This window comes from Bradyrhizobium sp. UFLA05-125 (assembly GCF_059803515.1).
The window spans coordinates 39,477-52,736 of sequence record NZ_JBANBJ010000035.1 but is presented as its reverse complement, the minus strand read 5'-3'; the positions used below and the strand labels follow the sequence as shown (position 1 = coordinate 52,736).

Below are 13,260 nucleotides of genomic sequence, written 5' to 3'. Positions count from 1 at the left end.
ACGAGATCAATCCGGCCTGATCATCTCGAACATGTTTTCCGGCTTGATCTCGAAATAGTCGCCGCGCCGTCCCGCGCGGACGATCGGACGTGGCGCAGCCGTCTGGTAGACGCCGTCCTTGATGAAGGCCTTGTCGATGTGGACGGCGACGACTTCGCCGAGCGTCAGCCAGGCATCGGCCTGCCGGCCGTCGGCGCCCTTGAGGCGCACGATGTCGGACACTCTGCATTCGAAGGCGACCGGGCTCTCGCCGACGCGCGGCACGTTGACGAGCCTGCCGGGCACGGCGGTGAGCCCCGCGATCTCGAATTCGTCAACCTCGGGGGCGACGTGGGCGGCGGTCGCGTTCATCTGCTTCGCCAGGTCCATGGTGGCGAGATTCCAGACGAACTCTTTTGTCGCTTCGATATTGCCGACGGTGTCCTTCCAGTTGGTGGAGGAGAAGCCGATGATCGGCGGGGTGTAGCAGAAGGCGTTGAAGAAGCTGTAGGGCGCGAGATTGACGTGCCCGTTCGTGTCACGGGAGGAGATCCAGCCGATCGGCCGCGGCGCGATGATGGCGTTGAAGGGATCATGCTTGAGGCCATGGCCCTTGGCGGGCTCGTAGAAGTGCAGGTCTTTCTCGGTCATGTTGCTCTTTCCCCTGATCGCAATGACGGCTTGGATCGCGCGTAGATCAAAATGAAAGAGGCGGAGCACTGACCCCGCCTCTTTCGTTGTCCTTTTCAGTCTCGCTTCACGCCTGGCTTGATATCGCCTTGCCGAGCGCAGCCTGGGCTGCCGCAAGGCGTGCGATCGGCACGCGATAGGGCGAGCAGGAGACGTAGTCGAGGCCGATCGCGTGACAGAACGCCACCGAGGCGGGATCGCCGCCGTGCTCGCCGCAGATGCCGACCTTGAGCGAAGCGCGCGTCTTGCGGCCGCGCGCGACGCCGATCTTGACGAGTTCGCCGACGCCTTCCTGATCGAGCGCGATGAAGGGATCGATCGAGAGGATTCCCTTGGTCACGTACGGACCGAGGAAGCTCGCAGCGTCGTCGCGGCTGATGCCGTAGGTGGTCTGCGTCAGATCGTTGGTGCCGAAGGAGAAGAACTCGGCCGACTGCGCGATCTCGGCCGCGAGCAGGCAGGCGCGCGGCAACTCGATCATGGTGCCGACCTGATAGGCGAGCTTGGTGTTGGTGTCGCGCATCACCGCCTGAGCGGTGGCATCGATGCGCGCCTTGACGAGGTCGAGCTCGGCCTTGGTCGCGATCAGCGGCACCATCACCTCCAGGCCAACGGCCTTGCCGGTGCGCCGCTGCGCCTCGACCGCGGCCTCGAAGATCGCGCGCGCCTGCATCTCGGCGATCTCGGGATATGCGATCGCGATGCGACAGCCGCGGAACCCGAGCATCGGGTTGAACTCCGAGAGCTCGCGCGCGCGGTCAGCCAGGCGGCGTGGATCGGTGTTCATCGCGCGCGCCACCTCCTCGACCTCGGCGTGGGTGTGCGGCAGGAACTCGTGCAGCGGCGGATCGAGCAGCCGGATCGTGACGGGCAAGCCCTTCATGATCTCGAACAGCTCGACGAAGTCGGCGCGCTGCATAGGCAGGAGCTTTGCGAGCGCAGCGCGGCGCGACTGCTCGTCCTCGGAGAGGATCATCTCACGCACCGTGCGGATGCGCGTCTCCTCGAAGAACATGTGCTCGGTGCGGCATAGACCAATGCCCTGCGCGCCGAACTTCAGCGCGGTGCGCGCATCCTCCGGCGTATCGGCGTTGACGCGCACGCCGATCTTGCGGACCTGGTCAGCCCAGTTCATCAGCGTACCGAACTCGCCGGACAGCTCCGGCTCGATCATTGGCATGCGGCCGGCGAGCACCTGGCCGAGCGAGCCGTCGATGGTGATGACGTCGCCGGTCTTGAAGGTGCGCGAGCCGATGCTCATGGTGCCGCGGCCGTAATCGACACGGATGGTGCCGCAGCCGGAGACGCAAGGCTTGCCCATGCCGCGCGCGACCACCGCCGCGTGCGAGGTCATGCCGCCGCGGGTGGTGAGGATGCCCTCGGCCGCGTGCATGCCGTGGATGTCTTCAGGGCTGGTCTCGATGCGGACGAGGATGACCTTGCGTCCGTCGGCCTGAAGCTTGGCGGCTTCATCGGAGGAAAACACGATCTCACCCGAAGCAGCACCGGGCGAAGCCGGCAGGCCTGTCGCGATCACGTCGCGCTTGGCATCGGGATCGATGGTCGGATGCAGCAGTTGATCGAGTGAAGCCGGATCGATGCGCGTCACCGCTTCCTTCTTCGAGATCAGACCCTCATTGGCGAGCTCGACCGCGATACGCAGCGCCGCCTTCGCTGTGCGCTTGCCGCCGCGGGTCTGCAGCATCCAGAGCTTGCCGCGCTCGACGGTGAACTCCATGTCCTGCATGTCGCGGTAGTGCTTCTCGAGCTGCGTGTAGATGCGCGTCAGCTCCTTGAACGCCTCCGGCATCGCCGTTTCCATCGACGGCTTGTCGGAACCGGACTCTTTCCGAGCATCCTCGGTGATGTCCTGCGGCGTGCGGATACCGGCCACCACGTCCTCGCCCTGCGCGTTGATCAGGAATTCGCCGTAGAGCTTGCTCTCGCCGGTCGAGGGGTTGCGGGTGAAGGCGACGCCGGTCGCCGACGTCTCGCCCATGTTGCCGAACACCATGGCCTGCACGTTGACCGCAGTGCCCCAGGATTCAGGAATGTCGTGCAGCTTGCGGTAGGTCACCGCGCGCGCGTTCATCCAGGATGAGAACACGGCGCCGATCGCACCCCAGAGCTGGTCGTGCGGATCCTGCGGAAACTCCTTGCCGGTCTCGTGCGCCACCGCATCCTTGTACTTGCCGACCAGGTCGACCCAGTCCTCGGCAGTGAGGTCGGTGTCGAGCGCGTAGCCCTGGCTGTCCTTGAAGGTATCGAGGATTTCCTCGAAGTGGTGGTGTTCGAAGCCGAGCACCACGTCGGAATACATGGTGATGAAGCGGCGATAGCTGTCATAGGCAAAGCGGCGGTCGCCCGACAGCTCCGACAGCGCTTCCACGGTCTCGTCGTTGAGGCCGAGATTGAGCACGGTGTCCATCATGCCCGGCATCGAGGCGCGCGCGCCGGAGCGCACCGAGACGAGCAGCGGGTTCTTGGCATCGCCGAACGCCTTGCCGGTCAGCTTGCCGACATAGTCGAGCGCCTTCTCGACCTGCGCCTTCAATTCCTTCGGGTAGCTCTTCTCGTGCGCGTAGAAATAGGTGCAGACCGAGGTCGGGATGGTGAAGCCCGGAGGCACGGGCAGGCCGAGATTGGCCATCTCGGCAAGGTTCGCGCCCTTGCCGCCGAGCAGGTCGCGCATCTCGGATTTGCCCTCTGCCTTGCCGTCACCAAAGGTGTAGACCCACTTGCCCGCCTTGGCTGCGGGTGCCGGCTTCGCAGCCGCCTTGTTCGCAGGCTTGCTCACTGCCTTGGCCGCCGGCTTGGCGACGGGCTTCGGAGCAGCCTTGGCCGGGCTCTTCACGGCGTTTTTCGGCAGCGCCTTGCGGGCCGCCGGCGTGGCTTTCGCCTTTGCGGAGGGCTTTGATTTCGCTGGTATTTTCTTAGGCTTCGAGGCGGCTTTGGCCATGGCTTGCACACAACCTGCGAGAGGGATGGGAAATCGCGGGCCTTACACCACTTTGGGCGGGCTCGCGCAAGTCGAACAGTTCCGGAAAATGAACGACGTTATGGTTTGGGCATGATCTCCGCGCGAACGCGTTCCGCCTTTGTCGCGAGGAAAACCGCTGCACACACTTTACGCTAACGCGGCCCCACGGATCCGGATCATGCCCTACAGATGCAGCCACCTCAAAAGGCCAAGCCCGATCGCGCCGTTCAGGATCAGAAATATCGCGACGATCAGGTTAAGAAGCCGAGGCATGATCAGGATGAGCACGCCCGCGATCAGCGACATGATCGGCGAGATATGGGCGACGGTGAGGTGCATGAAATATCTTTCTCGAGGCTTGGGCGAGTGAGCCTTCAGGGTGATGCGAATCGCGGGCGGATCATACCTGCCCCGGTTCCGCGAGTAGAGACGCACGAGCACATACTTGAGTTCCCCCCTTCGCGAAAACTGCCTGAAATTGCCGCGGATGCGACGCTCAATCTTTCGGAACATTGGGCAGGGTGCATGCATTGGCAACCCGGGTCGCGCCACTGGCGTGGCGCCGAATCATCTTCGTGAGGAGTTGCCCATGCGGAACAGGATTCTTGCACTTGCAGCGCTTGGCGTCGCGCTCGGCGCGCCCGTCGCGGCGCAGGCGCAAGCCGACGTCACGATCGGCCGCGCGCCGCCCACCGTGGTCGAACGCAGCCCTGGCATCGCCGTCGAACAACGTCCGGCGTTTCGCGATTACGTCGTCGAGCAGCGCGTACCGGCCTTCAGCGTACCAGACCGCATCGTGGTCGGCAGGATGCTGCCTGAGACCGGCATCACTTATTACGACGTGCCGCAGCGTTTCGGCCCGACGACCTATCGCTACACCGTCGTGAACGGAGAGACCGTGCTGGTCGAGCCGCGCTCGCGTCGCATCGTCGAGGTCCTCGACTAGATGTCCGGCGCGCCACACTGGGCTTGTCAGTAGCAAGCCTTGTCATCGTAAGTCTTGGCGCGAATAGAGTTTTCGGACATCAGGCCCTGCCCGGTCATCCCCCCGCCGGGCGGGGCTTTTTCGCGTGATCTTGTGTCCCGGGCAAGCGAAGCGCAGACCCGGGACACAGAGCCTGTGTGCACGCTGCATGGGCCCCGGCTCTGCAGCGCACCGCTAAAGAAGCGCTGCGCTGCGTCCGGGGCACGCGCGCCTCAATCCTGGATCTTCGAGAAGTCCGCCACCGCACGCGTGGCGCTGCGGATTTCGTTCAGAAGCTTCAGGCGGTTCTCACGAACCTTCGAATTCTCGTCGTTGACACGGACCTTGTCGAAGAAGGCATCGACCGGCGGACGGAGTTTTGCCATCGCGCTCATGGCGGCGGCAAAATCTTCCTTGGCGACGGCTGCACTTGCTTCCGCCTTGACCTCACCGATCGCCTTTGCGAGCGCCTTCTCTTCAGGCAAGCTGTAAAGCGCAGCATCCGGTGCACCGTCGAAGCTGCGCTTGTCCTTCTTCTCCTCGATCGAGAGGATGTTGCTGGCGCGCTTGGTGCCGGCGAGGAGGTTCTTACCGTCGTCGGCGTCCAGGAACTGGCCGAGCGCCTCGACACGGCGAACGATCATCAGGAGATCGTCCTGGCCGCCGAGCGCGAACACAGCGTCGACGAGATCATGCCGCGCGCCCTGCTCACGGAGCTGGACCTTGAGGCGGTCGGCGAAGAAGGCAAGAAGATCGTTCGGGATCTTCTGCGCATCCGCGGGCTTCATCGACAAACCGGCAAGTGCTGACGCGGCCACCTTCAGGAGCGACAGGCGAAGCGTGTTCTCGGCAATCAACCGGATCACGCCGAGCGCCGCGCGGCGCAGCGCATAGGGGTCCTTGCTCCCGGTCGGCTTCTCGTCGATCGCCCAGAAGCCGGCGAGCGTATCGAGCTTGTCCGCGAGTGCCACCGCGACGCTCACCGGATCCGTCGGCACGCGATCGGCGGGACCTTGCGGCTTGTAGTGCTCCTCGCAGGCGGCAGCGACCGAGGCATCCTCGCCCTGGGCCAGCGCGTAGTACTTGCCCATCAGGCCCTGGACCTCAGGGAATTCGCCGACCACTTCCGTCAGCAGATCCGCCTTCGCCAGATGCGCGGCGCGCGTTGCCTTGGCGACATCGGCGCTGACGAGTGGCGCGATCTCGGCCGCTAGTCGCTCGATGCGCTTGATGCGCTCTGCCTGCGTGCCGAGCTTCTCGTGGAACACGATCTGCTCGAATTTCGGCAGCCGGTCCTCGAGCTTCGTCTTGAGATCGGTCTCGTAGAAGAATTTTGCGTCCGAGAGCCGTGCGCGGATCACGCGCTCGTTGCCGGCGACGATCGCCTTGCCAGCGTCGATCGCCTCGATATTCGCAACCAGGATGAACTTGCTCGCGAGCTTGCCCGTTTTGGGATCGCTCACCACGAAGCACTTCTGGTTGTTGCGGATGGTGGCGCGGATCACTTCCGCCGGGATCGACAGGAATTCCTGGTCGAACGAGCCCATCAGCACGACCGGCCATTCGACGAGACCCGCGACCTCGTCGAGCAGGTTCTGGTCTTCGACCAGCTCAAAACCCTGCGCGAAGGCTAGCTGCTTGGCATCGGTCAGGATCGAATCCTTGCGGCGCTCCGGATCGAGCACGACCTTGGCGTCGAGCAGTTTCGCCTCGTAGTCCTCGAAGCGGCGCACGTTGATTGCGGCTGGCGCCAGGAATCGATGGCCGTAGGTGGTCTGGCCGGTCTCGATGCCGTCGATGGAGAAATTCACCACATCAGGCTCTTCGGTCTCGAGCCCGAAGGTCGCGGTGATTGCGTGCAGCGGACGCACCCAGTTGAGCGAGCCTGACTTGGCCGAGCGCGCGCCCCAGCGCATCGATTTCGGCCAGGGGAAGGTGCGGATGATCACGGGGAGGATCTCGGCGATCACGTCGATCGCCGCGCGGCCCGGCTTCTCGATCAGCGCGATGTAGAAGTCGCCCTTCTTGTCGCTCTGAATCTTCGCCTCGTTCAGCGAGGCAAGGCCCGTGGCTTTCAAGAACCCCTGGATCGCGGGCTCGGGCCCGCCGACGCGCGGACCACGGCGCTCTTCCTTCAGGTCAGGCTGGCGCACGGGGATGCCATGCACGGTGAGCGCAAGGCGACGCGGCGTCGCGAACGCTTTCGCGCCTTCATAGACGAGCCCCTCGGCAACGAGCTTGTCGGTGACCATGCGACGCAGGTCGTCGGCCGCCTTCGCCTGCATGCGCGCAGGGATTTCCTCGGAGAACAGCTCCAGCAACAAATCGGGCATCAGGCCACTCCGCCCGCTTCGGTGTGCACCCAGGCTTCGCCGCAGGCCTTTGCAAGCTCGCGCACCCGGAAAATGTAGCTCTGCCGCTCGGTCACCGAGATCACGCCGCGCGCATCAAGCAGATTGAAGACGTGGCTCGCCTTGATGCACTGATCATAGGCCGGCAGCGCCATCAGGTGCTCCCTCCGATTGCCGCCTTCGCGCCAGCCGGCCGCCAGATATTTCTTGCAGGCTTCCTCGGCCATCTTGAACTGCTCGAACAGCATCGCGGTGTCGGCATATTCGAAATTGTGCCGCGAATATTCCTGCTCAGCCTGGAAGAAGACGTCCTTGTAAGAGACCTTCTGGTCGCCTTCGCGGCCGTTGAAGTTGAGATCCATGATGCGGTCGACGCCCTGCAGGTAGCAGGCAAGCCGTTCGAGCCCATAGGTGAGCTCACCCGCGACCGGCGCGCATTCGACGCCGGCGACCTGCTGGAAGTAGGTGAACTGCGACACTTCCATACCGTCGCACCAGCATTCCCAGCCGAGGCCCCACGCACCCAGCGTCGGGCTCTCCCAGTCGTCCTCGACGAAGCGGATGTCGTGAACGGCGGAATCGATGCCGATCGCGGCGAGCGACTTGAGATACAGCTCCTGGAGGTCCGGCGGCGACGGCTTGAGGATCACCTGGAACTGGTAATAGTGCTGGAGCCGGTTGGGGTTCTCGCCGTAGCGGCCGTCCTTCGGCCGGCGCGAGGGCTGCACATAGGCAGCATTCCACGGCTTCGGGCCGAGCGCGCGCAGGGTGGTTGCAGGGTGGAAGGTGCCGGCACCGACCTCCATGTCGTAGGGCTGGAGGATCACGCAGCCGTAATCCGCCCAATAGCGTTGCAGCGCCAGGATCAGGCCCTGGAACGAGCGGTCCGGGCGCATATGGGCGGGCAATGAGGCGTCCATCGTCAGGTCAGGCTTTCGCGGGGGTTTGAATCGCGCGGGACCGTATCGACGGCGGCGGTGGGAATCAAGGCGACCGGGGCGGCTTCGGGCCAATCAGCCCGCCACTTCGAGGGATGCGGTAGGATGGGCAAAGGCGCTCTTGCGCCGTGCCCACCATCTTTCGCTAACCTCTTCAGAAGTGGTGGGCACGCTTCGCTTTGCCCACCGGCAGCGGCTACCCCGGGCGGTACGCCCCGGTGACCGGGTCGCGCTTCAGCGTCTGGATTTCCCCCATGCGTGCGGCTTCGGCGACGCGTGACAGGCGCATCTCCTCCAGCTCCTGGTTGATCCGGACAGCAGTCTTGTAGGCCCAGCGGACCACGGCTAGCCCGCCCAGGACGCCCGCGAATGCAACGAACGGCGGCATCGGTCGATCCTTGTTCAATGCTCAGCCCCCGAGCGCATTCTCGCGCAGACGGGCCCGCGCCGCAATTGGCTTGGTTCGGACCAAATGGCGCGGGCCAGCAGCTGCTAGAACCCGAATTTTGCCCAAATCGCACGCGTTTCCAGCGCCGAAATCACTTCATCCGGCAGCCCGGCCATACCTTCCAGGGCCGAAAGCTGGCCTGCGCCGGGCGCTTTGCGGCCGAACAGGCCCGACAACAGCCCGGTCGGCTGCGCGATCACGGGGGTGAGAACCTTCTCGCCATAGCGGGCACGAAGAGTTGAGCGGAGGTCGCCGATCCCATCGGCGAGGCCCAGCGAGATTGCGGTGTCGCCAGCCCAATATTCGCCCGTGAACAGCGTGTCCTCGCCGCCATTCAGACGCGCGCCCCGGCTCTCCTTCACGAGCGCGATGAAGATCGCGTGGATCTCGCGCTGGAGCTTCTTCAGCCGCGCCACGTCGTCGGGGTTTTCGGGCAGGAACGGGTCGAGCATCGCCTTGTGCTCGCCGGCGGTATAGAGCCGCCGCTCGATGCCGAGCCGCTTGATCGCCTCCTGGAAGCCGAAACTGCCGCCGACCACGCCGATCGAGCCGAGGATCGAGGAGGGATCACAGAAGATCTCATCGCCCGCGCAGGCGATCATGTAGCCGCCGGAGGCCGCGACGTCCTCGACGAACACCAAGACCTTGAGCTTCTTCTCGGCCGCAAGCTGCTTGATGCGCAGATAGATCTGGCGCGACTGCACCGGCGAGCCACCGGGCGAATTGATGACGAGCGCCACCGCCTTGGCATTGCGGACCGAAAAGGCGCGCTCAAGCACCCGCGCGACGCCTGCGAGCGTCATGCCCGGACGCAGCGGCGTCACCGCGCCGATCACCCCGGCGAGCCGCACCACCGGCACGACCGCCGCGCCGGGGCGAAAGCGCGCCGGAAGATATTCCATGCATCTGTCGAGCAGGCCGGACGTATTTGGATCGTTCAATTGTTCGGCCATGCCGTTACCTCGTCTTAACCATTTCTTATCACGCGACTGTCATTGGAAGTGCCTGGAACGTGTTTTGCAAAGTCTCCGTTGGGAGGCTGCTATGAGGCAGCGGAGAACACCATGAAGATCTATCTGCTGATCATGCTGATGGGCGCGCTGTTCACGGCGATTCGCTTCACCGCAGCACAGGACCAGCAGTCGAACTCGCTTCCCCAGTAAATCTTCAAGCTGTTCCCAGCGGCAGCACCGCCCTCCCAGCAAGCACGTCCCGTAACTCTTTTTTAGGCACGCGTGACTCCTCGTTGAGCATCAGGCTCGGCAGGATACGGGTCGGCGCCCTGCCGCCTTTGATGGCGCGGACCAGCACGCGGATCGCAGGCTTCTCCGGGTCGCCATGAACCGGCAACACCGAGAGGCTGCCGAAGCCGCGTGACAGCGCTGTCAGTACGTCTGCTATCCCATCTGCGCGCCAGATCAAGGTCAGCGCACCACCGGACTTGAGAATGCGCCGCGCTGCATGCACCCAGGCATGCAGCGTCTCCGCCGACGCGACATGGGCGACGTGACGCGCCTGGTCCGGAGAGCCGCGATGGCGCACGGCATCGTTGAAGGGCGGATTCATCAGGACGACGTCGACACTATCAGGCAGAAGGCCGCTTGCCGCGAAGCTCTCTGCACCCGCCGTGACGTCGAGTACGATCGCCTCGGCTTCAATCACATTCGCAGCCGCGTTGGCGCCCGCGAGGCTGGCAAGCTCCGGATCGATCTCGACCAGCACCAGGCTGATCCCGGGGACGCGACGCGCCAGCGCCAGCCCCGCCGCGCCGACGCCAGCGCCGAAATCGACGGCGCGGTCGCCTGCCTTGGCCGCGGTCGCCGCAGCCAGCAGGATCGCATCGTGCCCGGCGCGGTGGCCGGACCGCTTCTGCATCAGCCGCAATTGCCCGTCCAGGAACGCGTCCTCGGTGACCTCATCGACGTTCGGGGCGAGCTCAGTCATCGCCGCGCAATTCGTGGCTGAGGCCGGCCTCGGTCAGGAGCTGCCGCGCCTCGCTGGCGTCATCCTCATGGACCAGGATCCGCCGTGGCAGGATGCCGAGCGAGCCCTCGATGATGCTCATGTTCTGATCCAGCACCAGGTGGTGGATATTGGCGCCGTCGAGCAATGCGCCGATCGCCGACACCAGCACCATGTCGTTGGTCCGAACCAGTTCGCGCAAAACGAGCCTCCTGCCTGACCCGGGGTGGGCGGAAATGTCAATGGTTCCGCGGCACTTGCCGCGTCCGCCCGCAGTTTCTATTGTCTTGTCGTCAGAATAGCCCTTCCCGGGCAAATATTGGAGACCGGCGTGGCCGTAATCGTACCTTTCGAAACTCCCGGCGCGTCGATCGAAGAGCTGGTTGCCCTTGTCGCCCCCGACATGGAGCGGGTCAATGCGACCATCCTGTCGCGGACCGGCTCCGAGGTGACCATGATCCCGGAGGTCGCCAACCACCTGATTTCCTCCGGCGGTAAGCGCCTGCGGCCGATGCTCACCCTCGCCATGGCCAACCTCGCCGGCTACACGGGCGACGGCCATATCAAGCTCGCCGCCTCCGTCGAGTTCATGCATACCGCAACCCTGCTGCACGACGACGTCGTCGACGAGAGCGAGATGCGCCGCGGCAAATTGTCGGCGCGCATGCTGTGGGGCAACGAGGCGAGCGTTCTGGTCGGCGACTTCCTGCTCGGACAAGCCTTCCGCATGATGGTCGAGGTCGGCTCGCTGCGGGCGCTCGACATCCTCTCGGCAGCGGCTGCGACCATCGCCGAGGGCGAGGTGATGCAGCTTGCGGCCGCCAAGAACACGGCGACCACCGAGGACGAATATCTCGCCGTGATCCGGGCCAAGACCGCAGAATTGTTCGCGGCCGCCTGCGAGGTCGGACCCGTGCTCGCCAACCGCCCGAAGGCCGAGCAGACTGCCTGCCGCTCGGTCGGCATGAATCTCGGCATCGCCTTCCAGCTCGTCGACGACGTACTCGACTATGGCGGCAAGAGCGCCAAGCTCGGCAAGAACACCGGCGACGATTTCCGCGAGGGCAAGATCACGTTGCCCGTGGTGCTCGCCTTCCGCCGCGGCAATGACACCGAGCGCGCCTTCTGGATACGGGCGCTGGAGCGCGGCGAGATTGGGGACACCGATCTCGATCACGCCATCGGGTTGATGAACAAGCACCGCGCGCTCGAGGACACGCTGAGCCGCGCCCAACACTACGGCGCGATGGCCGTGGATGCGCTGGCGCTGTTCCCGCCCTCGCCGATGAAGAGCGCGCTGGAGCAGGTGGTGGCGTTCTGCCTCGCACGGTCGCACTAGCGGCCTCCCGCAAATGATCGACGCGAATTACTGGCTGTTCCTCGCCGCCGCCCTCGTCATTGCGCTCGTTCCCGGTCCCGGCATCCTCTACGTCGCAGCGCGGACCTTGTCGGAAGGGCGAACAAGCGGATTCGCCTCGACTGCCGGCACGGCGCTGGGCGGCATGGTCCATGTGGTCGCCGGCAGCCTCGGCATCTCGGCGATCATCCTTGCGAGCGCCGAACTCTTCGCCGCCGTGAAGTTCGTGGGCGCGCTGTATCTCGTCTGGCTCGGTATCCGGACCTTCCGCAGCGCGGGCCAGCTTCAGTCGCTGGAGCGCGAGCCCGTCGGCGGCAAGCGCGCCTTTGGCGACGGCGTGCTGGTCGAGGCGCTGAACCCGAAGACCGCGGCGTTCTTCCTGGCGTTCATCCCGCAGTTTCTCGATCCGTCCGTCGCCAGCCCTACGCTGCAATTCATTCTGCTCGGCGCGATCTCGGTGACGCTGAACACGCTCGTCGATGTCGTCGTCGTGCTGATGGCCTCCCTCACCCGCGCGCAACTGATCGGCCGGCCGCGTCTCATGCAGCGCCTCACCCAAGGCTCCGGCGTTTTCATCGCAGGTCTCGGCCTCTCCCTCGCGCTGGCGAGGCGGCCGGTGCAGAGCTAGGTCGTGGCATGATGCTCGCTCCAATGAGTCGCTTCTACGAGTCTCATGGCCTGCGGCTGCATTATGCCGATTGGGGCAATGAGGGCGCGCCAGTCGTCATCCTGGTCCATGGCGGCCGCGATCATTGCCGGAGCTGGGACGTCATCGCGCGCGCGTTGCAGTCTCGTTTTCACGTGCTCGCGCCCGACCTTCGCGGCCACGGCGATTCCGACTGGACCAAAGGCGGCAGCTACGCGCTGACCGAGTATGTGTACGATCTGGCACAGCTCGTCCGCGCCACCGCCGCACCACAGGTGATCCTCGTCGGCCATTCGATGGGCGGCATGGTGAGCCTGATCTATGCGGGATCGTTTCCGGAGCAGGTATCGGCGCTGGTGGTTCTCGACGGCGTGACCGTCTTGCCGGATGCGCAAAAGGCTCCCACGAACGAGCGCATCACCAAATGGGTTGGCCAGCTCGACAAATTGCATGACCGCGCACCGCGCTCGTACCGCACGATCGAGGACGCTGCGGCGCAGATGAGAACTTACAACAAACGCCTGTCGCGCGAGCTGGCGCTGCACCTTGCAACGCACGGGGTGCGACAAAACGACGATGGCACCTATCGCTGGAAGTTCGATCCCTACCAGCGCGTGACGGCGCCGCAGCGGCTATGGCCAGATGATCATGTCGCGCTCTGGGCGCGTATCGCCTGCCCGACGCTGCTCCTGAATGCCGATGAAAGCTTCCTCGCCGGCTCCAGGGCGGCAGGGCTGGAGCGCTACTTCCAGAAGGCGCGCGTCGAAATGGTCTCCGGCGCGGGACACTGGCTGCATCATGACCGGCCGCAAGAGGTGCTCGACGCAATCAGGCGGTTTCTCGGAATTACCGAGAAAGGCGGAGGCTTGGCTCAGCCGCAGTAGGGTGGACAAAGGCGCGCCAGCGCCGTGCCCACCATGCATCCAGATCGGGTGATGGAAGTGG

14 protein-coding genes are annotated in these 13,260 nt (G+C 64.7%); 5 read left to right on the top strand and 9 right to left on the bottom strand.

Annotated elements, in window-relative coordinates; all coding sequences use genetic code 11:
• Window positions 1-6 precede the first annotated feature (6 nt).
• A complete protein-coding gene (locus SO156_RS26525) occupies window positions 7-630 on the bottom strand; it encodes a flavin reductase family protein (protein WP_498536799.1) in 624 nt (207 codons plus the stop codon).
• 106 nt (window positions 631-736) lie between these two features.
• A complete protein-coding gene (ppdK, locus tag SO156_RS26520; protein ID WP_498536820.1) occupies window positions 737-3,598 on the bottom strand; it encodes a pyruvate, phosphate dikinase in 2,862 nt (953 codons plus the stop codon).
• On the opposite strand from ppdK, the gene SO156_RS26515 reads away from it, so the two are divergent.
• A complete protein-coding gene (locus tag SO156_RS26515) occupies window positions 3,507-3,743 on the top strand; it encodes a hypothetical protein (RefSeq protein ID WP_458147879.1) in 237 nt (78 codons plus the stop codon). The genes ppdK and SO156_RS26515 overlap by 92 nt on opposite strands.
• Before the next feature lie 89 nt (window positions 3,744-3,832).
• On the opposite strand, the gene SO156_RS26510 is transcribed toward SO156_RS26515, so the two are convergent.
• Complete coding sequence (locus SO156_RS26510; RefSeq protein WP_458147841.1) at window positions 3,833-3,988, bottom strand: DUF3096 domain-containing protein; 156 nt, start codon at window positions 3,986-3,988, stop codon at window positions 3,833-3,835.
• 250 nt (window positions 3,989-4,238) lie between these two features.
• Here SO156_RS26510 and SO156_RS26505 point away from each other — a divergent pair, with 250 nt between their 5' ends.
• A complete protein-coding gene (locus tag SO156_RS26505) occupies window positions 4,239-4,595 on the top strand; it encodes a DUF1236 domain-containing protein (RefSeq protein ID WP_498536798.1) in 357 nt (118 codons plus the stop codon).
• 251 nt (window positions 4,596-4,846) lie between these two features.
• Here SO156_RS26505 and glyS read toward each other — a convergent pair whose 3' ends face one another.
• From glyS to SO156_RS26475, 6 genes are all read right to left on the bottom strand, one after another.
• Window positions 4,847-6,946, bottom strand: coding sequence for a glycine--tRNA ligase subunit beta (glyS, locus tag SO156_RS26500; RefSeq protein ID WP_498536797.1), 2,100 nt, complete (start codon window positions 6,944-6,946; stop codon window positions 4,847-4,849).
• A complete protein-coding gene (locus SO156_RS26495) occupies window positions 6,946-7,884 on the bottom strand; it encodes a glycine--tRNA ligase subunit alpha (RefSeq protein WP_458147844.1) in 939 nt (312 codons plus the stop codon). Before SO156_RS26495 ends, glyS begins: the two co-directional genes overlap by 1 nt.
• Window positions 7,885-8,098: 214 nt before the next feature.
• Window positions 8,099-8,290, bottom strand: a complete 192-nt coding sequence (locus SO156_RS26490) for a hypothetical protein (RefSeq protein WP_027524294.1) — start codon at window positions 8,288-8,290, stop codon at window positions 8,099-8,101.
• Window positions 8,291-8,394: 104 nt separating this feature from the next.
• Entirely contained in the window at window positions 8,395-9,303 is a 909-nt protein-coding gene (locus SO156_RS26485; RefSeq protein WP_498536796.1) for a S49 family peptidase, read from the bottom strand.
• A 214-nt stretch (window positions 9,304-9,517) separates the two neighbouring features.
• A complete protein-coding gene (locus SO156_RS26480; RefSeq protein WP_498536795.1) occupies window positions 9,518-10,294 on the bottom strand; it encodes a tRNA1(Val) (adenine(37)-N6)-methyltransferase in 777 nt (258 codons plus the stop codon).
• On the bottom strand, window positions 10,287-10,514 hold the full coding sequence (locus tag SO156_RS26475; RefSeq protein WP_027524291.1) for a putative signal transducing protein: 228 nt from the start codon (window positions 10,512-10,514) through the stop codon (window positions 10,287-10,289). The genes SO156_RS26480 and SO156_RS26475 overlap by 8 nt, the downstream gene beginning before the upstream one ends.
• Window positions 10,515-10,643: 129 nt before the next feature.
• Between SO156_RS26475 and SO156_RS26470 the strand changes: the two genes are divergently transcribed.
• Genes SO156_RS26470 through SO156_RS26460 form a run of 3 tightly spaced genes read left to right on the top strand, consistent with a single transcriptional unit; the run spans window position 10,644 to window position 13,199 of the window.
• Window positions 10,644-11,651, top strand: coding sequence for a polyprenyl synthetase family protein (locus SO156_RS26470; protein WP_027524290.1), 1,008 nt, complete (start codon window positions 10,644-10,646; stop codon window positions 11,649-11,651).
• Between the two features lie 13 nt (window positions 11,652-11,664).
• The gene (locus SO156_RS26465) at window positions 11,665-12,297 is read left to right on the top strand and encodes a LysE family translocator (RefSeq protein ID WP_498536794.1); all 633 of its coding nucleotides are present in this window, start codon (window positions 11,665-11,667) and stop codon (window positions 12,295-12,297) included.
• Between the two features lie 11 nt (window positions 12,298-12,308).
• A complete protein-coding gene (locus SO156_RS26460; protein WP_498536819.1) occupies window positions 12,309-13,199 on the top strand; it encodes an alpha/beta fold hydrolase in 891 nt (296 codons plus the stop codon).
• Window positions 13,200-13,260 lie beyond the last annotated feature (61 nt).

Bases quoted from the DNA above. Each gene is read 5' to 3' on its own strand.
- SO156_RS26525 (WP_498536799.1), bottom strand. From the start codon at position 630: ATGACCGAGAAAGACCTGCACTTCTACGAGCCCGCCAAGGGCCATGGC.
- SO156_RS26510 (WP_458147841.1), bottom strand. From the start codon at position 3,988: ATGCACCTCACCGTCGCCCATATCTCGCCGATCATGTCGCTGATCGCG.
- SO156_RS26505 (WP_498536798.1), top strand. From the start codon at position 4,239: ATGCGGAACAGGATTCTTGCACTTGCAGCGCTTGGCGTCGCGCTCGGC.
- glyS (WP_498536797.1), bottom strand. From the start codon at position 6,946: ATGCCCGATTTGTTGCTGGAGCTGTTCTCCGAGGAAATCCCTGCGCGC.
- SO156_RS26495 (WP_458147844.1), bottom strand. From the start codon at position 7,884: ATGGACGCCTCATTGCCCGCCCATATGCGCCCGGACCGCTCGTTCCAG.
- SO156_RS26490 (WP_027524294.1), bottom strand. From the start codon at position 8,290: ATGCCGCCGTTCGTTGCATTCGCGGGCGTCCTGGGCGGGCTAGCCGTG.
- SO156_RS26485 (WP_498536796.1), bottom strand. From the start codon at position 9,303: ATGGCCGAACAATTGAACGATCCAAATACGTCCGGCCTGCTCGACAGA.
- SO156_RS26480 (WP_498536795.1), bottom strand. From the start codon at position 10,294: ATGACTGAGCTCGCCCCGAACGTCGATGAGGTCACCGAGGACGCGTTC.
- SO156_RS26465 (WP_498536794.1), top strand. From the start codon at position 11,665: ATGATCGACGCGAATTACTGGCTGTTCCTCGCCGCCGCCCTCGTCATT.
- SO156_RS26460 (WP_498536819.1), top strand. From the start codon at position 12,309: ATGCTCGCTCCAATGAGTCGCTTCTACGAGTCTCATGGCCTGCGGCTG.